The sequence below is a fragment of the Allobosea sp. 47.2.35 genome (genome assembly GCF_024655635.1).
GTDB lineage: Bacteria > Pseudomonadota > Alphaproteobacteria > Rhizobiales > Beijerinckiaceae > Allobosea.
The window spans coordinates 85,827-107,866 of sequence record NZ_JANLGI010000019.1 but is presented as its reverse complement, the minus strand read 5'-3'; the positions used below and the strand labels follow the sequence as shown (position 1 = coordinate 107,866).

The 22,040-nt window shown below is 67.3% G+C and carries 22 protein-coding genes; 11 read left to right on the top strand and 11 right to left on the bottom strand.

Annotated features, from left to right (window positions below):
* Positions 1–2: 2 nt before the first annotated feature.
* The 3 genes from aroC to NUV79_RS20705 all read right to left on the bottom strand — a co-directional run bounded on the left by aroC (position 3) and on the right by NUV79_RS20705 (position 6,062).
* The gene (aroC, locus tag NUV79_RS20715; protein ID WP_257734960.1) at positions 3–1,121 is read right to left on the bottom strand and encodes a chorismate synthase; all 1,119 of its coding nucleotides are present in this window, start codon (positions 1,119–1,121) and stop codon (positions 3–5) included.
* A gap of 74 nt (positions 1,122–1,195) precedes the next feature.
* Entirely contained in the window at positions 1,196–5,215 is a 4,020-nt protein-coding gene (locus NUV79_RS20710; protein ID WP_257734959.1) for a Pls/PosA family non-ribosomal peptide synthetase, read from the bottom strand.
* Between the two features lie 250 nt (positions 5,216–5,465).
* The gene (locus tag NUV79_RS20705; protein WP_257734958.1) at positions 5,466–6,062 is read right to left on the bottom strand and encodes a histidine phosphatase family protein; all 597 of its coding nucleotides are present in this window, start codon (positions 6,060–6,062) and stop codon (positions 5,466–5,468) included.
* A 140-nt stretch (positions 6,063–6,202) separates the two neighbouring features.
* Between NUV79_RS20705 and folP the strand changes: the two genes are divergently transcribed.
* The 3 genes from folP to folK are packed head-to-tail and all read left to right on the top strand — an operon-like array spanning position 6,203 to position 7,921.
* Positions 6,203–7,045 (top strand): dihydropteroate synthase, encoded by an 843-nt coding sequence (gene folP, locus NUV79_RS20700; protein ID WP_257734957.1) that lies wholly within the window; start codon positions 6,203–6,205, stop codon positions 7,043–7,045.
* Positions 7,042–7,416: a dihydroneopterin aldolase gene (gene folB / locus NUV79_RS20695; RefSeq protein WP_257734956.1), complete on the top strand. Its 375-nt coding sequence runs from the start codon at positions 7,042–7,044 to the stop codon at positions 7,414–7,416. The genes folP and folB overlap by 4 nt, the downstream gene beginning before the upstream one ends.
* Positions 7,406–7,921 (top strand): 2-amino-4-hydroxy-6-hydroxymethyldihydropteridine diphosphokinase, encoded by a 516-nt coding sequence (folK, locus tag NUV79_RS20690; protein WP_257734955.1) that lies wholly within the window; start codon positions 7,406–7,408, stop codon positions 7,919–7,921. The genes folB and folK overlap by 11 nt, the downstream gene beginning before the upstream one ends.
* Positions 7,922–7,934: 13 nt before the next feature.
* Here folK and NUV79_RS20685 read toward each other — a convergent pair whose 3' ends face one another.
* The 5 genes from NUV79_RS20685 to NUV79_RS20665 form a co-directional block, all read right to left on the bottom strand.
* Complete coding sequence (locus NUV79_RS20685) at positions 7,935–8,255, bottom strand: type II toxin-antitoxin system PemK/MazF family toxin (protein ID WP_257734954.1); 321 nt, start codon at positions 8,253–8,255, stop codon at positions 7,935–7,937.
* Complete coding sequence (locus NUV79_RS20680) at positions 8,249–8,503, bottom strand: AbrB/MazE/SpoVT family DNA-binding domain-containing protein (RefSeq protein ID WP_257734953.1); 255 nt, start codon at positions 8,501–8,503, stop codon at positions 8,249–8,251. Before NUV79_RS20680 ends, NUV79_RS20685 begins: the two co-directional genes overlap by 7 nt.
* A gap of 70 nt (positions 8,504–8,573) precedes the next feature.
* Positions 8,574–9,413 carry an enoyl-ACP reductase FabI gene (gene fabI / locus NUV79_RS20675; RefSeq protein ID WP_257734952.1) on the bottom strand — a complete coding sequence of 280 codons (840 nt, stop codon included), beginning with the start codon at positions 9,411–9,413 and terminating at the stop codon, positions 8,574–8,576.
* 156 nt (positions 9,414–9,569) lie between these two features.
* Positions 9,570–10,505, bottom strand: coding sequence for a J domain-containing protein (locus NUV79_RS20670; RefSeq protein ID WP_257734951.1), 936 nt, complete (start codon positions 10,503–10,505; stop codon positions 9,570–9,572).
* Positions 10,506–10,760: 255 nt separating this feature from the next.
* Positions 10,761–11,231 carry an RT0821/Lpp0805 family surface protein gene (locus NUV79_RS20665; RefSeq protein WP_257734950.1) on the bottom strand — a complete coding sequence of 157 codons (471 nt, stop codon included), beginning with the start codon at positions 11,229–11,231 and terminating at the stop codon, positions 10,761–10,763.
* Positions 11,232–11,355: 124 nt separating this feature from the next.
* Between NUV79_RS20665 and pdxH the strand changes: the two genes are divergently transcribed.
* The 5 genes from pdxH to NUV79_RS20640 all read left to right on the top strand — a co-directional run bounded on the left by pdxH (position 11,356) and on the right by NUV79_RS20640 (position 14,416).
* Entirely contained in the window at positions 11,356–11,970 is a 615-nt protein-coding gene (gene pdxH / locus NUV79_RS20660) for a pyridoxamine 5'-phosphate oxidase (protein ID WP_257734949.1), read from the top strand.
* 329 nt (positions 11,971–12,299) lie between these two features.
* Positions 12,300–13,022, top strand: coding sequence for an SDR family NAD(P)-dependent oxidoreductase (locus tag NUV79_RS20655; protein ID WP_257734972.1), 723 nt, complete (start codon positions 12,300–12,302; stop codon positions 13,020–13,022).
* A gap of 16 nt (positions 13,023–13,038) precedes the next feature.
* Positions 13,039–13,521, top strand: coding sequence for an NUDIX hydrolase (locus tag NUV79_RS20650; RefSeq protein ID WP_257734948.1), 483 nt, complete (start codon positions 13,039–13,041; stop codon positions 13,519–13,521).
* Complete coding sequence (locus NUV79_RS20645) at positions 13,518–13,964, top strand: TIGR02301 family protein (RefSeq protein WP_257734947.1); 447 nt, start codon at positions 13,518–13,520, stop codon at positions 13,962–13,964. Before NUV79_RS20650 ends, NUV79_RS20645 begins: the two co-directional genes overlap by 4 nt.
* 182 nt (positions 13,965–14,146) lie before the next feature.
* The gene (locus NUV79_RS20640) at positions 14,147–14,416 is read left to right on the top strand and encodes a hypothetical protein (RefSeq protein ID WP_348521636.1); all 270 of its coding nucleotides are present in this window, start codon (positions 14,147–14,149) and stop codon (positions 14,414–14,416) included.
* A gap of 9 nt (positions 14,417–14,425) precedes the next feature.
* On the opposite strand, the gene NUV79_RS20635 is transcribed toward NUV79_RS20640, so the two are convergent.
* On the bottom strand, positions 14,426–15,439 hold the full coding sequence (locus NUV79_RS20635; protein WP_374679306.1) for a Gfo/Idh/MocA family protein: 1,014 nt from the start codon (positions 15,437–15,439) through the stop codon (positions 14,426–14,428).
* A gap of 89 nt (positions 15,440–15,528) precedes the next feature.
* Positions 15,529–17,124 (bottom strand): gamma-glutamyltransferase family protein, encoded by a 1,596-nt coding sequence (locus tag NUV79_RS20630; RefSeq protein ID WP_257734945.1) that lies wholly within the window; start codon positions 17,122–17,124, stop codon positions 15,529–15,531.
* A 192-nt stretch (positions 17,125–17,316) separates the two neighbouring features.
* Here NUV79_RS20630 and ilvA point away from each other — a divergent pair, with 192 nt between their 5' ends.
* The 3 genes from ilvA to NUV79_RS20615 all read left to right on the top strand — a co-directional run bounded on the left by ilvA (position 17,317) and on the right by NUV79_RS20615 (position 20,885).
* Positions 17,317–18,846: a threonine ammonia-lyase, biosynthetic gene (gene ilvA, locus NUV79_RS20625; RefSeq protein ID WP_257734944.1), complete on the top strand. Its 1,530-nt coding sequence runs from the start codon at positions 17,317–17,319 to the stop codon at positions 18,844–18,846.
* Between the two features lie 103 nt (positions 18,847–18,949).
* Complete coding sequence (locus NUV79_RS20620; protein ID WP_257734943.1) at positions 18,950–19,996, top strand: YeiH family protein; 1,047 nt, start codon at positions 18,950–18,952, stop codon at positions 19,994–19,996.
* A gap of 10 nt (positions 19,997–20,006) precedes the next feature.
* Entirely contained in the window at positions 20,007–20,885 is an 879-nt protein-coding gene (locus NUV79_RS20615) for a LysR substrate-binding domain-containing protein (protein WP_257734941.1), read from the top strand.
* A 3-nt stretch (positions 20,886–20,888) separates the two neighbouring features.
* Here NUV79_RS20615 and NUV79_RS20610 read toward each other — a convergent pair whose 3' ends face one another.
* Positions 20,889–21,947, bottom strand: a complete 1,059-nt coding sequence (locus tag NUV79_RS20610) for an ornithine cyclodeaminase (RefSeq protein ID WP_257734940.1) — start codon at positions 21,945–21,947, stop codon at positions 20,889–20,891.
* Between the last annotated feature and the right edge of the window lie 93 nt (positions 21,948–22,040).

The window sequence follows — 22,040 nt, the reverse complement described above, 5'->3', positions numbered from 1 at the left end:
GCTCACTCCTGGAATGGCCAGCGCGGCTCGACGACGCCGACCTGCGCGCGATGGCGCAGATACTGGTCGGCCAGCACGCAGGCGACCATCGCCTCGCCGACCGGCACGGCCCGGATGCCGACACAAGGGTCGTGGCGGCCCTTGGTGAACATCTCGGCCTCGCCGCCGGTGCGGGTCACGGTCGCCCGCGTCGCCAGGATCGAGGAGGTAGGCTTCACGGCGAAACGCGCCACGATCGGCTGGCCGGTCGAGATGCCGCCGAGAATGCCGCCGGCATGGTTGGAGAGGAACAGCGGGCGCCCGTCATTGCCGGCGCGCATCTCGTCGGCATTCTCCTCGCCGGAGAACGCGGCCGCACCGAAGCCCTCGCCGATCTCGACGCCCTTGACCGCATTGATGCTCATCAAAGCGGCCGCGATCTCGGAATCGAGCTTGGCGTAGATCGGCGCACCCAACCCCGCCGGCACGCCTTCCGCGACGATCTCCAGCACGGCGCCGATCGAGGAGCCCGACTTCCTGACGCCATCGAGATAGCCTTCGAAGAAGGCGGCAGCCTTGGCGTCCGGGCAGAAGAACGGGTTGCGGCCGATCTCGTCCCAATCCCAGTTGGCGCGGTCGATCTTGTGCGGCCCCATCTGAACGAGCGCGCCGCGCACGACCATGCCGGGCACGACCTTGCGAGCGATGGCGCCGGCGGCGACGCGCATCGCGGTCTCGCGCGCCGAGGAACGCCCGCCGCCACGATAGTCGCGGATGCCGTATTTGACGTCATAGGTGTAGTCGGCGTGGCCCGGCCGGTACTTGTCCTTGATGTCGGAATAATCCTTCGAGCGCTGGTCGACATTGTCGATCATGAGCCCGATCGAGGTGCCGGTCGTGACCTGCACGCCGTCGCTCTCGCGGGCGAAGACGCCGGAGACGATGCGGACCTCGTCCGGCTCCTGGCGCTGCGTGGTGAAGCGCGACTGGCCGGGCCGGCGCCGGTCGAGATCGCCCTGGATATCGGCAGCGGTCAGCGGCAGCAGCGGCGGGCAGCCGTCGACGACGCAGCCGATGGCCGGGCCATGGCTCTCGCCGAAGGTGGTGACGCGGAAGAGATGGCCGAAGCTGTTATGCGACATGGGAGCCTGCGCGAAAATCCGTGCAGGGTCTTAGTCCGTGGCGGGACCAGCGGTCAAACTCCGGACCGATTCCGTCAATGCGCCGGCCCCTTCGCCGGCGCCGCCGGGGCACCCTCCCAACGTGTATGCGCCGGCAGGTTCTCGCCCTTCATGATGACGGTGAGCAGGCCGATCTGGGCGTAGTCGCCGACATGGGTGTCGTAGAGTACCGTCGCGCCCGCACCGACGCAGACGCCCTTGCCCAGCCGCACGCGGCCGACCTTCATCACCCGGTCCTCGTAGAGATGGGTCTGCAGCGCCGAATGCGCGTTCACCGTGCAGAAATCTCCGACCTTGATGCAGTCGAACTCGGTGATATCCGTGGAATCCAGCCAGACGCCCTTGCCGTATTTCGCGCCGAACAGCGTCAGGAACCAGGGCAGGAACGGCGTGCCGCGCAGGTAGTCGAACAGCACCTTGCCGCCGAGGCCCCAGTACATCACCGCGACGGCCTCGGTGCGCATCGCCCACCACGACCACATCGGCTTCATCACGGGCTTGTAGACGCCCATCATCAGCCATTTCACGGTGGCGCAGATCAGCGCCTGCACCACGGCGATCGCGACAGCGACGCCCATGAAGGAGAGGACGAGGCCGAGCCAGTCGCCCTCGTTGATCTTCTGCTGCAGCACCATGTCGACCGCGATCGTGCCGAAGGTGATGAACAGCATCGCCGGGAAGGAGGTGTGCAGCGCCTCGAACAGGCCGCGCCCGAACTGCTTGGCGAAGGAGGGTTTGTAGGTCCAGTCGGCGCCGAGATCGACCTTCTGCCGCGTCGGCAAGCGGATGGGCGGCGAGCCGAACCAGGTGTCGCCGGCCTGCATGCGGTCATTGGCCGGCGGCTTCGACTTGATGCCGATCAGCACCCGGTCGGGGATGACGGCGCCGGGCGGTACAACCGCATCGTTGCCGACAAAAACCTGGTCGCCGGTGCGCGTCGCGTCGAGGCGCATATAGCCGCGGCGCATGTCCTCGTCGCCGAAGACGACCTCGTCGGCGATGAAGTTGCCGGCGCCGATGCCGGTCAGGTCATAGCGGCCGGAAAGATTGGTCGAGATCTCCGCGCCCTTGCCGATGCTGGCGCCCATCAGCCGGTACCAGGCGCGCATGTAGATGGTGGCGAAGAGCGAGGAGAGCGTCTCCAGCGTCACCTCGGTCGCCAGCGCCACCGTCCATTTGCGGGCGTAGAAGCCGGAATGGATCGACCAGGAGCCCGACGTCACGCGCGGCAGGATCGCCCAGCGCAGGCCGGCCATCAGCAGCACGGTGAAGGCGATCAGGCCGATCGCGGTCGGCCAGGTCAGGATCGGCAGGAACCAGAGATAGCTGATCTCGGTCCAGCCGGCGATCCAGTAGTCGATCTTGTCGAAGAGCCAGAAGGCCGGGAAGATCGGCAGCAGGCTGACCGGCGGCAGCACGACCAGCATAAGGATGTAGAAAGCCGTCAGCAGCGCGCGGCGGCCGGGCGAGGCCTCGGCCTGCGGCGGCAGGGCCGCGACATCGACCGTGCCGATCTTGCGGGCGGGCGTGCCGTCCCAGATCTCGGCCTCGCCGACATGGGCGCCGGGCGCGATGGCGGTGAGGTCGCCGATCTCGGCGTGGTCGCCGATCACCGAGCCATGGCCGAGCACGACCGAGGCGCCCGCCGAAACGTCCTTGCCGATGGTGATGCGGCCGATGATCAGCTTGTCGCCGATCGCCTCGCCATTGGCGAAGGTGGTCTTGGAGCCGAAGCTGGTGCCCTCGCCGATCTCGATCAGGTCGACGGCGCCGGCCTCGTAGTCGGAGATGATGACGTCCCGACCGACCTTGGCGCCGAGCAGACGCCAGTAGAAGCGCATGACGGGCGTGCCCTGCAGCCACTTGATATGGACGAGCCCGGCGACACGTGCGGCGAACCACCAGCGGAAATAGTAGACGCCCCAGAGCGGGTAGACGCCCGGCTTGGTGCGGCCGAGCACGAGCCATTTCAGCGCGATGGCGATGAGGCCGGTCACGACGATGATCGCGACATAGACGCCGAGCAGCGCGGCGATCTGGCCAAGCAGCGGCAGGTCCTCGCCCGAGAGGATCATGTAGGTGACGAAGACGCCGAGCCATTGCGCCGTCGCAAGGCCGATGATGACCGGCAGGGCCGCTGCCTGGGCGAGCCCGCAGAGGAAGCGGCGCAGGAAGGGCGGCGGCGTGAAGGAGAGGTCCTCGGCCGCGGCGACGCCGCGCTCGTCGAGGAGCGCGGCCATCGCCCGCAAGGTACGGGCGGCATAGACGTCCTGCAGCGTGATGCCGGCATAGGCCGGGGTCTCGCGCACGATCGAGATGAAGCGGGCCGCCAGCAGCGAGTGGCCGCCGAGATCGATGAAGAAATCCGCCTCCAGCGGCAGGCTCGCCGTGCCGAGCACACGCTTGGCCGCATCCAGCAGGGCTGCTTCCGTCGCGTTGCGCGGCGGCTCCTGCTCGCCATCGGCGCTCGGCGCCGTCAATGGCGCCGCCTTGAGCATCTTGCGGTCGACCTTGCCGGAGACCATGCGCGGCAGGGAGCCGGCCGCCTCGAAATGCGCCGGCACCATATAGGGCGGCAGCTTCTCGCGCAGCGCCGCGCGCAGCACCGGACCGTCGACCGCGACACCTGGCTCCGGCACGACGAAGGCGACGAGGCGCTCGATACCGTCATCCGTGCGCAGCACGACCGCCGCCTGCGCGACGCCGGGCTCGTCGGTGAGCTTCGATTCGATCTCGCCCAGCTCGACGCGGAAACCGCGGATCTTGATCTGGTCGTCGATGCGGCCGTGGAAGACGATATTGCCGCTGGCATCGAGACTGACGGCATCTCCGGAGCGGTAGAGGATCGGATCGCCCTCGCCCGCGACACCCGTGAAGGGGTTGGCGATGAATTTCTCGGCCGTCAGCTCGGGGCGGCCATGATAGCCCTTGGCGACGCCGGGGCCACCGATCAGCAATTCGCCCTGCTCGCCGGGATGAACGAGACGCATGTCCTCGCTGACGACATAGGCCGTGTAGTTCGGAATCGGCTTGCCGATGGTCACGGTCTCGCCGGGGACGACCTCGGCAGCGGTGGCGACGACCGTCGCTTCGGTCGGCCCGTAGGTGTTGAGGATGCGCCGGCCGGGCTTCGACCATTTCTGCACGATCGCGGGGGGCAGCGCCTCGCCGCCGAGCAGGATCAGCTTCAGCGAGGGCACATCGGCGGGCAGGATGCCGAGCAGGGTCGGCACGGTGTCGATGATGGTGACGCCGGCCTCGTTCAGGATCGCCGGCAGCTTCTCGGCATCGCCCATCATCTCGGGCGAGGCGACGAACAGGGTCGCGCCGACGAGATAGGGCGTCCAGATTTCCTCCATCGACAGGTCGAAGGCGACCGACGCCCCCTGGAAGGCGACGTCGTCCGGCCCGAAGCCGTAGAGCGCGTTACCCGAGCGCAGGAAATGGCAGATATTGTGGTGGCTGATGACGATCGCCTTCGGCGTGCCCGTCGAGCCGGAGGTGTAGATCAGATAGGCCGGGTGATCTGCGGTGAGTCCGGCCGGACGCGCCGGCGGCTCCGTGCCGTCGGCGCCTGCGGCGAGGCCCTCTGGTGTCCAGACAGCGCGCTCCGTCGCCTCGGCCCGGCCGGCCCAGCCGGCGCAGGTGACGATGCCCTTGGCATCGGCATCGTTCAGGCAGGTCGCGATACGCTCGACCGGCGCTTCCGCATCGAAGGGAATCCAGGCGGCCCCCGCGCGGGTGATCGCGATCTGCGCGACGAGGAGATCGATGCCGCGCGGCATCCAGAGGCCGACCATGTCGCCGGGGCCGATGCCGGCAAGCTGGAGGCCGCGTGCCTGGCGCCCTGCCTCAGTCCAGACCTCGGCATAGCTCAGGCGGCGCTCGCGGTTGGTGAGGGCGGGGTGATCAGGGCGAAGCGCGACCGTGGCAGCGAAAATCTCGGCCAGAACCTCGTCCCGAATCAAATCCGGGCGTTTCTCGCCGGCCAGCATGGCGAGGGGATTGGCGCCAGCCGCGTCAGACGCCGCCGACAGCTTCGTCATATCGTTCATCGCGCCCCGCTGCGCTGAAAGGCCCGTCGCTGACACCGCGGCAGACCCTGCCCTCGGCCGTGCGGCGCCTTATCACGCACCTCGTGAAGAAAACCGGAATCGTCGCTCCCGCCTCGCGACATCCGCGTGAGCCCCCCGGCCGGGCAGGCCGCCGCATCACGCCGCTTCGCTAGCATATTCTCCCTGCAAAATCACGCCTGAACCGGCCATGAATGCCGCCCGCGCCGCCGTGATCCTGCTGCGTGCAAACTTAGATCCAGTCCGCCTTGTTCCCGTTGACGACGAGCAGCTTGCCCTGCCAAATCTCGACCAGCGAGGCCTCGCGCGGCGCCACCGCTCCGACCAGCGCCAGCACGGCGCGCGCGACGCCACCGTGGCTGACGACCACCGTCTCGCGCTTGAGCTCTGCCAGGACCGGCCTGATCCGCTCGGCCAGCATGCCATAGCTCTCGCCGCCCGGCGGCACGAAGCCCCATTTATCGCGCTCGCGCAGATGCGCCTGCTCGCGCTCGGCCTTGCGGATGTCGCGCCAGGTGAAGCCTTCCCACGTACCGAAGGTCAATTCGCGCAGACGATCGTCGATACGGTACTCGCCAGCCGGCAAAGCGAGCTCGCGCCGGAGAATGTCCATGGTCTCGCGCGCCCGCTGCATCGGCGAGCCGATATAGTCGAGATCGGCGAAAGCCGGCTCCAGAGCCTTGAGGCGGCCGGCGGCCTCGGCGGCCTGGCGGCGGCCGAGATCGTTCAGCGGGATGTCCTGCCCGCCCTGCAGCCTGCCCTCCCGATTCCAGTCGGTTTCGCCATGACGGACGAGGATGAGGCGGTGAGGGAGCGATAGCGGAACCATGCCTCGCTTCTGCACGCCGGCATCGGCAGGGTCAAAGCTCTTCCGGGTGCTTTCCGCCGATGGCGGCAATCGGCCGCTTTCTGTGGCCGAAATTACACGGCGTGTGTATAGCGCCCTTGCCTCGTCACTCGCGGAACAGCATGCCCCCTACCCTCACCTTGCCCGACGGCCGCAGCCTCGCGCTTCCCGCGATGCCGCTCGTCATGGGCATCGTCAACATGACGCCCGATTCGTTCTCGGATGGCGGGCTGCTGGCGGATGCCGAGGCGGCGATCGCCCATGGCGCGCGCCTCGCGGCCGAGGGCGCCGCTATCGTCGATGTCGGCGGCGAATCGACGAGGCCCGGCCATGCCGCCGTCGATGCCGCGACCGAGATGGGGCGCGTGCTGCCGGTGATCGCCGGGCTGAAGGCGCGGATCGAGACGCCGATCTCGATCGACAGCTACAAGTCCGAGGTGGCGGAGGCTGCGCTCGCAGCCGGCGCCTCGATCGTCAACGATGTCTGGGGCGCCCAGCGCGATCCCCGCATCGCCGACGTCGCGGCGCGGGCAGGCGCACCGATCATCCTGATGCATAACCGCGAGAGCAGCGACGCCTCCATCGACATCTTCGACGAGGTGCTGCGTTTCCTCGAACGCTCGATCGCGATCGCGACGAAAGCCGGCCTGCCGCGAAGCCAGATCGTCGTCGATCCCGGCATCGGCTTCGGCAAGACCATCAGGCAAAATCTCGACCTGATCCGCCATCTCGACCGGCTCGCCGTACTCGGCTGCCCGATCCTGCTTGGCGCCTCCCGCAAGTCAACGCTCGGGCGGATCACCGGCCGGGAGGTTCCGGCCGAGCGGCTCGCCGCCAGCATCGCCGCGCATCTCTACGGCGCGAGCCGCGGCGCCGCCATCATCCGCGCCCATGACGTCGCCCCGCATATCGACGCGCTGAAGACCTGGGCGGCCATCGAAGACAGCATGAAAGCAGACCTGTGAGCGAAACCGGCCGCATCCTGATCGAGAAACTCGATATCTACGCCTATCACGGCTTCTTCTCGGAAGAGGAGCGGCTCGGCCAGCGCTTCGTGCTCGACCTCGTGCTCGATGCCGACCTGCGCGCCGCAGCCGCCAGCGACCGCCTGGCCGACACCGTCGATTACGGGCGGGCCGTCACGATCGTCGCCGAGGCCTTCACGGCCCAGCGCTACCATTTGCTCGAAGGCGCGGCGCGCGCCGTGGCACTGGCGCTCTTCGATGCTTTCCCGACCGTCGAGGGCGTCGAGGTCACATTACGCAAGCCCGCCCCGCCGATCCCGGCGACGCTCGGCTCGGTCGGTATCCAGTTGAGGTTCCAGCGTGAAGGTTGAAGCCGCACTCGCCTTCGGTGGCAATATCGGCGACCCCGTCGCGGCATTTGCCGCGGCGCTGAAGGGGCTGCGCGAGCATTCCAGCGTGACGCTCGGCCGCCTCTCCTCGATCTATCGCACGCCACCATGGGGCAAGACCGACCAACCCGAATTCCTCAACATGGCCGCGCTGGTCGAGACCTCGCTGCAACCGGCGGACCTGCTCGCCTTCTGCCTGGAGCTGGAGCGCGCTGGCGGCCGCGAACGCCGCGAACGCTGGGGGCCGCGAACGCTCGACATCGACATCCTGACCTATGGCGATGCGATCATCGACCAGGCGCGGCTGCAGATCCCGCATCCGCGCATCCCGGAGCGCGCCTTCGTGCTGACGCCGCTGGCCGAAATCCTGCCGCAGCGCCTGATCGGCGGGCGCAGCGTGACCGACTTGCTGGCGGCCGCCACAGACGAAACGATCCGCCGCGACGAGGCCGCGACGGATCGGTTGAAGGCTCTGCTGGCGGGGTGAACCGCCAAGCAAGCTAGTCTTCGTAGAGTTCGCGTAGAACAGCCAGAACACGGCTGAGCGTTGCCGGCGGGGCCGATCCCAGCCGCTTGATCAGCCGCGTTTTGTCGATGGTACGGCTCTGCTCCAACAGAACCAACCCATCGGTGCCCTGAAAGGAGATCGGAATCCTGAAGCCAGCCGGGCGGCTTTTGGAGGTCATGGGCGCGACGATGACGGTGCGCAGATGGTCGTGGATTTCCGGCGGCGAGATAACGAGACAGGGTCGCGTCTTCTGGATTTCGCTGCCGACCGTCGGATCGAGCGTTGCGAGCCAGATCTCGCCGCGCTTCACCATGTCAGCTCGGCATCCTCGGCATTGCCGAATTCCGGCCAGACCAGCGCGTCATCACCCGCTTCGGCGAGACGCCTGGCATCCTCGGCCCAGCCTTCGCGCGCTCGCGTCTGTACGGGCTCGATGATGATACGGCCTTGCTCGACGGTGAGTTCGACACCATCACCAGCCTTGGCCCCGATCTCGGCCAGAAGGGGCTTCGGAATGACGATGCCCGCCGAATTACCGATCTTCTTGACCGCGCTGCGCATGGCTTCCTCCAGGAGGCCAATATAGACACGGCTCCGGTCGGTTACAACAATGTTATAACCAAACTCGGTCTCACGCACCCTTTTCGAGCGTGATATCGGGCGCCTCTGGCACCTTCATGCCGACGACATGATAGCCGGCGTCGACATGCATGATCTCGCCGGTGATGCCGCGTGACATATCGGAGACGAGGAAGACCGCGGTCTCGCCGACCTCCTCGATCGTGACCGTGCGGCGCAGCGGCGAGTTGTACTCGTTCCAGCGCAGGATATAGCGGAAATCGCCGATGCCCGACGCCGCCAGCGTCTTGATCGGGCCGGCCGAGATCGCGTTGACGCGGATCTTCGAGGGACCGAGATCGGCGGCGAGATATTGCACGCTCGATTCCAGCGCGGCCTTGGCGACGCCCATGACGTTGTAGTGCGGCATCCACTTCTCGGCGCCGTAATAGGTCAGCGTCAACAACGAGCCGCCATCGGTCATCAGCTTCTCGGCGCGCTGGGTGATCGCGGTGAAGGAGTAGCAGGAGATCAGCAGCGACTTGGTGAAGTTCGCCTCGCTGGTCTCGACATAGCGGCCGGTCAATTCGTCCTTGTCGGAGAAGGCGATGCAGTGGACGACGAAATCGAGCTTGCCCCAGAGCTTCTCGACCTCGGCGAAGACCGCGTCGATCGTGGCGCCGTCGGTGACGTCGCAATGGCCGACGACATGGCCGCCGAGTTCCTTGGCGAGCGGCTCCACGCGCTTCTTCAGCGCGTCACCCTGATAGGTAAAGGCGAGTTCCGCACCCGCGTCCGCCGCCGCCTTGGCGATGCCCCAGGCGATGGAGCGGTTGTTCGCGACGCCCATCACGAGCCCGCGCTTGCCCTTGAGGAGATTGGCGGTCGGCGAAACGGCGTTGGAATCAGGCATGGGAAACCCGCGAATGAATGACGAGCAGGTCTCTTAGAACAGTCGCAGGGAAACGGGAACCGCTTTTGATGCCCGCCTCCACGGCTGAATCGCGCATGGGAGCGCATTCGGCGTCCTTCGCGACCGGCTTCCGGCCGCAAAGACGGAAGAGCCGGCTTACTTCGCCTCGTCGCGCGCCTTCATCAGCGCCGTGAGTTCTGCGTCGCTCGCGGGCATCTCGATATCGATAGCGATGAAGAGATCGCCGACCGCGCCCTTCTCGCCCTTGAGCCCCTTGCCGCGCAGGCGGAACTGCCGGCCCGTGCCGGTCAGCGGCGGGATGTTCATCTCGACCGCACCGGTCAGCGTCGGCACATGCAGCGGCCCGCCGAGCACCGCCTTGGCAAGCGGCACCGCGACGCGCGTACGCAGGTCGTTGCCGTCGATGGTGAAGCGGGAATCCGGCTTGACCTTGATGGTCATCATCACGTCGCCGGCCTCGCCCGAGAACGGATCGGCCTGGCCGAGCCCGCGCAGGCGCATGACCTTGCCGTCGCTCACCCCCTCGGGGATGGTGATCTCGACCTCGCGCCCGCCGGGCAGCTTGACCCGGCGTGTGCCGCCGGTCGCGGCCTGCGCCAGCGTGACGTCGAGCGTGAAACTCTGCTCCGGCGGCTTCTGCGGCTCGGGCTTGCCGCGGGCACGCCGGGAGCCCTCGCCGAAGAGCGATGAGAAGATGTCGGAGGCGTCGAAACCGGCATCGCCCGCGCCGCCGCCCGGCCCGCCACGCGCGCCGAAGGGATTGCCGCCGCCCTGGCCGAAATTGAATTCGAAGCCGCCACTGCGCCCGCCGCGGCCGGCGCCCATGCCCTCGAAGCCCTGGAAGCGGGGCTTGCCCTCGGCATCGATCTCGCCGCGGTCGAACTGCTTGCGCTTGGCCTCGTCGCCGACGATCTCATAGGCGGCGTTGAGCTCGGAGAACTTGTCCTGCGCCTTGGGGTCGTCCCGGTTGCGGTCCGGGTGCAGCTCCTTGGCGCGCTTGCGGAAAGCCTTCTTGATTTCCGCATCGCTCGCGCCGCGGGCGACGCCCAGAACCTGATAGGGATCGCGCATCCAAAACCTCGTTTCCACGCCATAGCATCGGACCGAAAAGTGGATACCACTTTTCGGAAAAATCCGATGCGATAACAAATATATAGATCACCGTTGTCGCGTCCGTACGGACGCGCGGCGATCTATGTCAGACGGCCGGCGCCAAAGCCGCCAGCCGTCCGCTTCACCTCATGTGGGGACGGTGTGGCGCAGGCGCAACACCTGACCGGGGCGGTTTTGCACCCGGCGCGACGACGACGCAAGCAGCTTGAAAGCTCAGCCCAAGCCCTTCCAGGGCCCCATGTCCTTGACGGCCCATTCGCCGCCCGAAGGGCGGCAGGCCGTGCCCTGCAGCTTGACCAGCCGGGCCTGCGTCTGGACGCTGGCGATGAAGGCACGGCAGATCTCGTCGGAGCGCAGGAACGGACCGCCGACCGGGATGAACGAGCCCTTGATGCCGCTCTGGGGATTGTCCCAGGAGACGGCAGCGCCGTTACCCTGCGGATCGAGCGCCACGCCCATAGCCCCGTCGGCACGGCGCATGTCTTCCGGCCCGATCTCCGCTGACAGGCTGGCGAGCGGACCGGAGCGATCCCCGCCACGCACGGGCAGGACCGAAGAGGTCGTCATCGCCGAGGTCGCGGCCACCTCGTCCTCACCCTTGCTCGACAGGCCGAGAATCGGGAAGGACACCGAGCAGCCGGCACTCGACAGCCCCAGCAGCAGCGCGGCAGCCAGCGGGCGCATGGGGGCTGCGCAACGGTTAAGGCTTTGGAACGCCCCCGCCCCTGCCCTATATAAGCCAACCGCCCGAACCCGGATCACTTCTGCGCTCGCCCAACGCCCACTTCAACGACCCGAGGATTAGAACGTGCAACCGTTAACGAGCGGTGACTTCACCGAGGAAAACGAGCCTTTCGTGTTGTTCCAGAAGTGGTTGGACGAAGCCACGAAGTCCGAGCCCAACGACCCGACCGGCATGGCCCTCTCCACCGTCGATGCCGAGGGCATGCCGAACAGCCGCATGGTGCTGCTCAAGGGCCATGGGCCCGATGGTTTCGTGTTCTATACCAATACCGAAAGCCAGAAGGGCCAGGAACTGCTCGGCCAGCCCAAGGCCGCCGCCCTGTTCCACTGGAAAAGCCTGCGCCGGCAGATTCGCGTCCGCGGCCATGTCGCGCTCGTCAGTGATGCCGAATCGGATGCCTATTTCCACTCCCGGCCGCGCGACAGCCGCATCGGCGCCTGGGCCTCGCAGCAGTCGCGCCCGCTGGAAAGCCGCTTCGCGCTGGAGAAGGCCGTGGCGAGCTACACGCTGAAATTCGGCATCGGCGAGATTCCGCGCCCCTCCTACTGGCGCGGGTTTCGCATCACCCCGACCTATATCGAGTTCTGGCGCGACGGCGCCTTCCGCCTGCATGACCGCATCATCTTCCGCCGCGACGCGTCCGACGCGCCCTGGACGAAGACACGCTTCTACCCCTAGAGGCTGCTATGAGCCAGGGGATGGATTTGATGAGGTCAAAACGCTGGAGATGGAAGGAGCATCGCGCGGCCGATACGTCCGTATCGGCAAGCGGTGCGACGCTGCAGCTCCAGCGTTTTCACCTCACCCGAAGGGCGCGGCGCTTTTGCGCGACTGCTGTGTCGTTCTTCGTAGCAAGCCGGAAGGCTTGCGTCCTTGAACTCCTTGCATTCGCGCAAAATCGCTCGCGTCAAATCCACCCCCTGGCTCATAGCAGCCTCTAGGACTACTCCCCCATGGCGATGCCCAAGTTCGATTTTCCGAAGACCGAACCGGGCAAGCGCCCGGTGATGCTGCTGACCGGGGCGAGCCGCGGCATCGGCCATGCCACGGTGATGCAGTTCGCCATGGCGGGCTGGCGCATCCTGTCCTGCTCGCGCCAGGCCTTCTCCGACAAATGCCCCTGGCCGTCGGGCGCCGACGACCACATCCAGATCGATCTCGGCGACCCCGAGGACACGATGCGCGGCATCGCCGAGATCAAGAAGCGGCTCGCCATCGAGGGCGGCAAGCTGCACGCGCTCGTCAACAATGCCGGCATCTCGCCGAAGGGGCCGAAGGGCGAGCGTCTCGGCGCCGCCACGACCTCCTTCAATGACTGGCACAAGGTCTTCCAGGTCAATTTCTTCGCGCCGATCATGCTGGCACGCGGCCTGCTCGACGAGCTCACCGCCGCCAAGGGCGCGATCGTCAACGTCTCCTCGATCGCGGGCTCTCGCGTGCATCCCTTCGCCGGGGCGGCCTATGCGACCTCGAAGGCGGCGCTCGCCAGCCTGACCCGCGAGATGGCGGCCGATTTCGGCCCGCTCGGCGTGCGCGTCAACGCGATCTCGCCCGGCGAGATCGACACCTCGATCCTCTCGCCCGGCACCGAGAAGATCGTCGCGACCCTGCCGATGCAGCGCCTCGGCAAGCCCGACGAGGTCGCCAAGGCGATCTATTTCCTCTGCACGGATGCCTCGAGCTACGTCACCGGCTCGGAGCTGCACATCAATGGCGGGCAGCACGTTTGACGCCGGTCCGCACGCAATGAGCGAGGATGGCGGCCAGGTCATCCGCTTCCCCGCGCCCGGCCGGGCCGCGGCACGGCCGGTGTTGGCGGCCTCCGTCGCCGTGTTCCGCGACGGGAAGGTTCTGCTGGCGACCCGGACGAAGCCCCCGGCCGACCAGCTCTGGTCGCTGCCAGGCGGCAAGGTCGAGGCCGGCGAGACGCTTGAGGAAGCGGCTTTGCGCGAACTTGAGGAAGAGGTCGGCGTCAGCGCCCGCATCCTCGGCTTCAACCGCCATGTCGAGATTTTCGGCCGCGACGCCAGGGGCGCGGTGACCCATCATTTCGTCGTCGCTTCCTTCATCGGCGAGTGGCTTTCCGGCGAGCCGCGCACGGGGCCTGAGGCCGGAGCGGTGATGTGGGCCGATCCGCTCAAGCTCGGCGGACTCGCGACCACGCGCGAACTCGGAGACGTTCTGCGCCGCGCCCACCAGCTCTTCATGGCGGGAGCCTCCTCGTCATGAAGGCCCGACTTCGCCACCCGGCGCTGCTGGCCGCCCTGCTCCTGCTGCCGATCACGGCGGAAGCGCAACAGCGGCCCCAGCAGCCGGCGGCGAAGCCGCCAGCGACCAAGCCTGCCGAGCAGCCTGCTTCGGAACCCGCCGCTCCGCCCTATGAGCCGCAACTCCTGCAGCTCTCCGAGATCATGGGCTCGCTCGCCTATCTCAGGACGCTTTGCGGCGGGCGGGAGGCGCAGGACTGGCGCACGCGAATGGCGGCCTTGATCGAGGCGGAAGGCTGGACGCCGCAGCGCCGCGACCGGCTGACCGCAGCCTTCAATCGTGGCTTCAAGGCCTATTCCCTGACGCATCGCTCCTGTACCGAGGCCAGCCAGGAAGCCTCATCCCGCCTTGCCGCCGAAGGCGAGGCGCTGTCGCGGGCGCTGGCCGGACGCTATGGCGGATAGGCAACAGCTGTTGCCGTAAGGCGTCTTCCACCGGATTTTCCCGGTCGCGTTAACCTTTCTTAAACTGCGCGGTGGCGTGCCGCTCTGGCACGGCTTATGTCTTGAGCATCGCCCAAACGTCGCGATCCGGAGCAGAAGCGCCGCGATTCGCGTCAGACAGAAGGCTCAAGAGTCCCGTTTCGATGCCGATCCAGCCAGACGACACGATGCTCGACCCGAATCTCGCCGAGGACCATGGCGATGTCCGCCGCGTGGCCTATGGCTATGTCGAGGACGCCTTCAACGAAGCGCAGCAGGACGGGCTCGATCCCGACGCCATGGCACATGCCGCGCTGTTCGCGGCGCTGCGGACGCTGGTCGAGACCTATGGCGAGGACGCGACCGCGACCTTCGCCGAGACGCTGGCCGACAAGGTGCGCTGCGGTGCCTTCACCTGCGGCACGCGCCACTGAGCAGGTTGGTCAGAGCGTCGTTGCTGGTTGCGCCCGTATCGTTTCGATGACCCGCAGCACGGCGGCGCTTTCGCCGAGCGGCATCTCTGCGCAGGCACTCCTCCCCGCACGGATCGCGGCCATCGCGGCCTCCGCCTGAAATTGAAGACCGTTGCCTGGAAGGGCGAAGTTTTCGCTGACCCGCCCTGACTGAGGCATACGGTTGAGCAGGCGCGTCACGCCGCCCGTTCCACGTTCATAGGCTGCCGCTGCACGGCCGGCATCGGCATACCAGCTCAATCGCTGGGCCTTCAGGAAAGGGGCCTCGAAGACCAGCCCGCTACGTTCGCCCTCGATCAGGAGCCGGTTTGCCCCGTTCCGGTCGAAACCGCATGAGAGTTCGGCCACAGCTGCGGGATAATCCAGCCGGAACACGCTACGCCGGTCGACGCCGGTGCCGGCGGCGAGCCAGCTTCCGCTCACGGCACCCGGCTCACCCAGCAGATGCAGCGCCAGCGACAGCGGATAGACACCGAGGTCGAAAGCCGCGCCGCCACCGAGAGTCGGATCGAAGAAGCGGCTACCCGGCTCCTCGGGATGGAGATAGGAGAGATCGGCGCGGATGCGCCGGACCTTGCCAATGCGGCCTGCAGCGATCTCCTCCCGCGCCCGGCGCACCGCCGGCAGGAAGCGGCTCCACAAGGCCTCCATCGCGAAGATGCCGCGCTCGCCCGCGGCCAGCGCGATCGCTTCCACATCGGCGCTGGCCAGCGCGATCGGCTTCTCGATCAGCACCGGCTTGCCGGCCGCGATGGCTTTGAGCGCCTGCGCGGCGTGGAGATGGTTGGGCGTCGCGATATAGACCGCCTCGATCGCCGGATCGGCCAGGAAGGCAGCCTCGTCGTCATAGGCCTTCGCCTCGCCGAAGCGGGCGGCGAAGCCCTGCGCCTTCTCCAGCGACCGTGAGTGCACGGCAGCGACACGCGCCTGCGGCAACAACCCGAGATCGGCGGCGAAGAGCCCGGCGATCGCGCCGGTGCCCATGATCCCCCAGCCGAATGGACTGTCCTGCGCCACGCGCCCCTCCCTCGCTGGCGACGAGCGATAGCGGAGGGGCGTTAAGGCCGGGTTCCTCAGACGGCGAGCGCGAAGCCATCCTTGCGGTGGTCGGAAGCGCCGAACATCACGCCGCGCTTGTGATCGACCCAGATCGCCTGGCAGCCGCCGAGCGGATCCTCGGCCCAGACCACGTCATGGCCGCGCGCCTTCAGGTCGGCGGCGACGCTGGCGGGGATCGTCGTCTCCAGCGAGAGCTTGCCGTCATAGGCGAAGCTGCGCGGCGCGTCCGAGGCCTGCTGAGGATCGAAACCGCGGTCGAGGATGCTGGAGAGGAAATGGGCATGGCCGGTCGACTGGTACTGGCCGCCCATCACGCCGAACGGCATGATCGGCTTGCCGTCCTTGGCCAGCATCCCCGGAATGATCGTGTGGAACGGGCGCTTGCGCGGGGCGATCGCGTTGGGGTGCCCCTCGATCAGGCGGAAGCCCGAGCCGCGATTCTGCAGCATGACGCCGGCCTTGGCGGCATAGATGCCGCTGCCGAAGGCGGAGAACAGCGAGTTGATGAAAGAGACCATGTTGCCCTGGCCGTCGACGACGCAGAGATAGATCGTGTCCTTGTGCAGGGGCATGTCGAAGACTTCGGGTGCCGCTGCCTTCTCCAGGCTGATCTCCCCACGGATGCGGCCGACGAACTGATCCGACAGGAACGCTTCCGTGTCGAACGGGCTCACGGCCGGATCGGCGACCAGCGCATCGCGCTGGCGATAGGCCGCCTTGCTCGCTTCGGCGAGGAGATGGATGCGATCGGCCTCGCTCAGCTTCTCGGACTTCATGTCGAAGCCTTCGAGGATGCGCGCGATCAAGAGCGCGGCGATGCCCTGGCCGTTCGGCGGGCATTCCCAGAGACGATGGCCGCGATAATCGGCGCCGATCGGATCGACATAATCCGGCTTCGAAGCGGCAAAGTCCTCGACGCTGATCAAGCTGCCGGCCGCGTTCAGCACGGAGACCATGTCCTGCGCAAGCTCGCCTTCGTAGAAGGCCGAGCGGCCCTCGCGGGCGACGCGGCGCAGCATGTTGCCAAGCGCCGGATGGACCATCTTGTCGCCGATGGCCGGGGGATTGCCGCCCGGCAGGTAGACGGCGTTGCCGAGGCCGTGCTTCTCGATGCGGCCGCGGGCCTTGGCCCAGTCGAGTGCGACGCGCGGCGTCACCACGAAGCCTTCCTCGGCGGCGCGGATCGCGGCTGCGAAGATCTCGTCGAGGCTCTTGCTGCCATGGTCGGCGACGAGCCGGCACCAGGCGTCGATGGCGCCCGGCACCGTGACGGAATGAGGCGAATCTGCCGCGATCGACGTCATGCCCTGGCCGAGAAACCAGCCGAGCTCGGCCTTGGCCGCCGAGCGGCCGGAGCCGTTGATCGCGACCATCTTGCCATTGGCCGGCGCATAAATCGCGAAGCAGTCGCCGCCGATGCCGGTCATATGCGGGTCGACCACGGCCTGAACGGCTACCGCCGCGATGGCCGCGTCGATGGCATTGCCGCCGTTGCGCAGGATTTCCACGGCCGCCAGCGTCGAGGCGGGATGCGAGGTCGCCGCCATGCCGCGATCGCCGACCGCAACCGGCCGGCCCGGCACCATGAAATCGCGATTGCCCCAGCTCATGCGTCGTCTCCACCTCTGCGGCGCCATCGCTGCGCGGCGCCTTGTCTCGCTCACCGCTTTGGCGCGCCGGCCGGGGGGTTGGCAATCCCGCCAAGCGCATGGCCGACACCACCCGTCCCTCGCCGCACGCAACGATCTCCATTGACATAACTGCACATCGGACTATCGCCGCGTCCGAAGGACGGGCCGGCCATGCAAGACTACATCCGCAAGATCATCGGGGCGCGCGTCTATGACGTCGCGATCGAAAGCCCGCTCGACCCGTTGCCGCGCTTATCCGCCCGCATCGGCGGCAGCGCCCTGCTGAAGCGCGAGGATCTGCAGCCGGTCTTCTCGTTCAAGCTGCGCGGCGCCTACAACAAGATCGCCGGGCTCTCCATGGTCGAGGCCGAGCGCGGCGTTATCTGCGCCTCCGCCGGCAATCACGCGCAGGGCGTGGCGCTGGCGGCAAAGAAGCTCGGCATCAAGGCGACCATCGTGATGCCGCGCACGACGCCGGACATCAAGGTGCAGGCGGTGCGCAGCCTCGGCGGGCGCGTCGTGCTCCACGGCGAGAATTTCGACGAGGCCTATGGCCATGCCCGCAAGCTCGAAGCCGAGAAGGGCCTGACCTTCGTCCACCCCTATGACGACCCGGACGTGATCGCCGGCCAGGGCACGGTCGGCATGGAAATCTTGCGCCAGCATTCCGATCCGATCGAGGCGATCTTCGTGCCGATCGGCGGCGGCGGGCTCGCGGCCGGCGTCGCGGTCTACGCAAAATTCCTGCGGCCGGAGATCAAGGTGATCGGTGTCGAGCCGGAGGATGCCGCCTCCATGGCCGGCGCCATCGCGGCGGGCAAGCGGGTGATCCTCGATCAGGTCGGCCTCTTCGCCGACGGCGTCGCGGTACGACAGGCCGGCGAGGAGACATTCAGGCTCTGCCGCGAATTGCTCGACGAGGTCGTCACCGTCTCGACCGACGAGATCTGCGCGGCGGTGAAGGACATCTTCGAAGATACCCGCGCCATCGCCGAGCCATCGGGCGCCGTCAGCCTCGCGGGCCTCAAAGCCTATGCGGCGCGCGGGGCCAAGCGAACGGGCGCGCTGATCGCGATCAACTCCGGCGCGAACATGAATTTCGACCGCTTGCGCCATATCGCTGAGCGGGCCGAGATCGGCGAGCATCGCGAGGCCCTGCTGGCGGTGACGATCCCCGAGAAGCCCGGCGCCTACCGCGCCTTCATCGAACTGCTCGGCCGGCGCGCCATCACCGAGTTCAACTACCGCTATTCCGACCCCAGGGCGGCGCGCATCTTCGTCGGCGTGCAGCTTTCCGAGGGCGATGCCGAGAAGCGCCAGATCATCGCGATGCTCTCCGAGCACGGCTACCCCGTGCTCGACATGAGCGAGAACGAGCTCGCCAAGCTGCATATCCGCTACATGGTCGGCGGCAAGGCGCCGGGGCTCGGCGACGAATTGATCTTCCGCTTCCAGTTCCCGGAGCGGCCGGGCGCCTTGCTGAAATTCCTCAACAGCCTCTCGGCCGACTGGAACATCTCGCTGTTCCACTACCGCAACCACGGCGCCGATTACGGGCGCATCCTCGCCGGCATCCAGATCCCGCCCGCCCAGCGCGGCCAGCTCGCCAAGCGGCTCGACGCGCTCGGCTATCCCTATTGGAGCGAGAGCGACAACCCGGCCTATCTCTCGTTCCTGGCGGAGATGCCGTCGGCGAACTGACGCGCAGTACCATTCGCCCCAACCGAACGGTACGTTTGATATTACGCATTGGATCGATCGGATGGAGAAGAATATTTCCTGACCAGCATCGGAGAGCTGGTCAATGTCCTCTTACGCCCCGCAGAATCTCGCACAGCCTGCCCCCGTGGCATCCGGCGCGTCATTGTTCGCCATCGCCCCCGGCCTGCTGCTCGCCGGCACGATCGCGGCAGCCGGCTTCGCGCTGCGGCAGGTGCCGGGGCTCGGCGCGTTCAGCCCGATGATCCTCGCCATCCTGATCGGCATCGGCTTCCATAATCTCGTCGGCACGCCGGCAGCGGCCCGGGTGGGCGTCGCCTTCGCCATGCGCAAGGTGCTGCGCTTCGCCATCATCCTGCTCGGCCTCCAGCTCACGGTGGCACAGGTGCTGGCGGTGGGGGTCAGCGGCATCACCGTGATCGCGCTGACGCTGGTCTCGACCTTCCTCTTCACCACCTGGCTCGGTCGGCGGATCGGCGTCGAGCGCAAGCTCGCCGAACTGATCGCGGCAGGCACCTCGATCTGCGGCGCATCGGCGGTGATCGCGACCAACACCGTGACGCAAGCACCCGACGAGGACGTCGCCTATGCGGTGGCCTGCGTCACCGTCTTCGGCTCGATCGCGATGTTCGCCTATCCGCTGCTGCCGGGGCTACTGCATCTCGATGCCCATGCCTACGGCCTGTGGACGGGCGCCTCGATCCACGAGATCGCGCAGGTCGTCGCCGCCGCCTTCCAGGGCGGGCAGCAGGCCGGTGAGTTCGGCACCGTAGCCAAACTCTCGCGCGTGATGATGCTCGCGCCGGTCGTGATCACGCTCGGGCTGATGGCGGCGCGGCGCGCTCGCGGCAAGGGCGACGCGGGCACGCAGGCCAAGGCACCAATGCCCTGGTTCGTATTCGGCTTCATCGCGATGGTCGGGCTCAACAGCCTCGTCACCATCCCGGCCGACGCCAAGGCGGGCATCGTAACGGCGACCACCTTCCTGCTCTCGATGGCGCTGGCCGCGATGGGGCTGGAGACCGATCTCCGCAAGCTCAAGGCCAAGGGCCTGCGCCCGCTTCTGCTCGGGCTCGCCGCCTTCCTGTTCATCGCTTGCTTCAGCCTTCTGCTGGTGAAGATCGCCGCGTAAGCTCGGGCGCATGACGCTCGAACAGCTCCGCATCTTCGTCGCCGTCGCCGAACGGGAACACCTGACGCAAGGGTCGCGTGCCCTCAACCTCACCCAATCCGCGGTGAGTTCCGCGATCGCGACACTGGAGGCGCGCTATGCGACGAAGCTGTTCGACCGGATCGGCCGGCGCATCGTCCTGACCGAGGCCGGTCGCCTCTTCCTGATCGAGGCGCGCGCCGTGCTGGCGCGGGCGGCCGCGGCCGAAGCGGTGCTCTCCGATCTCTCGGGGCTGGCGCGCGGCTCGCTCGCGCTGATGGCCAGCCAGACCGTGGCGAACTACTGGCTGCCGCCGCTGATCCAGCGCTTTCGCCGCGTGCACCCCGGGATCGCGGTCACGCTCGCCATCGGCAATACCGAGACGGTAAGCGCCGCGATCCATGACGGCGCGGCCGATCTCGGGTTCATCGAGGGCGAGATCGACGAACCCGCGCTGGCGATGACTCAAGTCGCCGAGGACGAACTCGTCATCGTCGTGCCGCCCGGCCATGCGTGGACGCGGCAGCCGCCTTCATCCGTCGAGCTTAAGCAAGGCGCATGGGTCCTGCGCGAACCGGGCTCGGGGACGCGGGCGATGTTCGAGGCGGCGTTGCCGGGGCTCGGGCTCGCCGCAGACGATCTCGCCGTGGCGCTGGAGCTTCCGTCCAACGAGGCGATCTGCGCGGCCGTTGCGGCCGGAGCGGGAGCGACCGCGATCTCGCGGCTCGTCGCCGCCAATGCGATCGCGGCCGGGCGGCTCGCAACCGTAGCCCTGCCGCTGCCGAAGCGCCGCTTTCTCGCCTTGCGCCACAAGGAACGCTACCTCGCCAGGGCGGCGACGACGTTCCTCGCGCTCAGTCAGGCCGGCTGACGCTCAGGCCGCCGCGGCGGCGCCCGGCGCGGCGCGCATCAGCATCCCGAAGAGATCGCGGGAATCGTCGGGATCGGCGATCAGGTCGAGATCGACATAGGTGCCGGCCTCGCGGATGCGCTCATAGACATAGCGCAGCGCCGAGAAATCCTCGATCGCGAAGCCGACCGAGTCGAACATCGTGATCTGACGGGCATCCGTGCGGCCCGTCGCGGTGCCGGCGATGACCTTCCAGAGCTCCTCGACCGGATGGTCGGCGTCGAGCTGCTGGATATCGCCCTCGATGCGGGTCTGCGGCGGATACTCGACGAAGATCGACGAGCGCAGCAGCACGTCGCGATGGATCTCGGTCTTGCCGGGGCAGTCGCCGCCGACCGCGTTGATGTGGATGCCGGCACCGACCATGTTGTCGGTCAGGATCGTCGCGTACTGCTTGTCGGCCGTGACGGTGGTAACGATCTCTGCGCCCTCGACCGCTTCCATAGCCGTGGTGCAGCGGGTGATCCTGAAACCATGGCGTGCAAGGTTGCGGGCGCATTTCTCGGTCGCGGCCGGATCGACATCGTAGAGCCGCAGGTTCTCGATGCCGAGGATCGCGCGGAAGGCGAAGGCCTGGAATTCGGACTGGGCGCCATTGCCGATGATCGCCATGGTCGAAGCGTTCTTCGGGGCGAGATGTTTCGCGGCTACTGCCGACATCGCCGCAGTGCGCAGTGCGGTCAGGATGGTCATCTCGGAGAGCAGGACGGGATAGCCGGTCGCGACATCCGAGAGCAGGCCGAAAGCGGTGACCGTCTGCAGGCCGGCCTTCATGTTCTTGGGATGGCCGTTGACGTATTTGAAGCCGTAGAGCTTGCCGTCGCTGGTCGGCATCAGTTCGATCACGCCTTCGAGGCTGTGCGAGGCGATGCGCGGCGTCTTGTCGAAGATCTCCCAGCGCCGGAAATCATCCTCGATATAGCCCGCGATCTCCGACAGCATCCGCTCGATGCCGATCGCATGGACCAGCTTCATCATGTGGTCGACGCTGACGAAAGGCACGACGTTGAGCTGCTGAATCATGGTTCCCCGCGCTGTTCTCGTTGAAGGAGCGATTGTCCCTGTTTTCGGCGGCAGGCGATAGAAGCCAAAACGACCAGATCGGGACCAAGATTG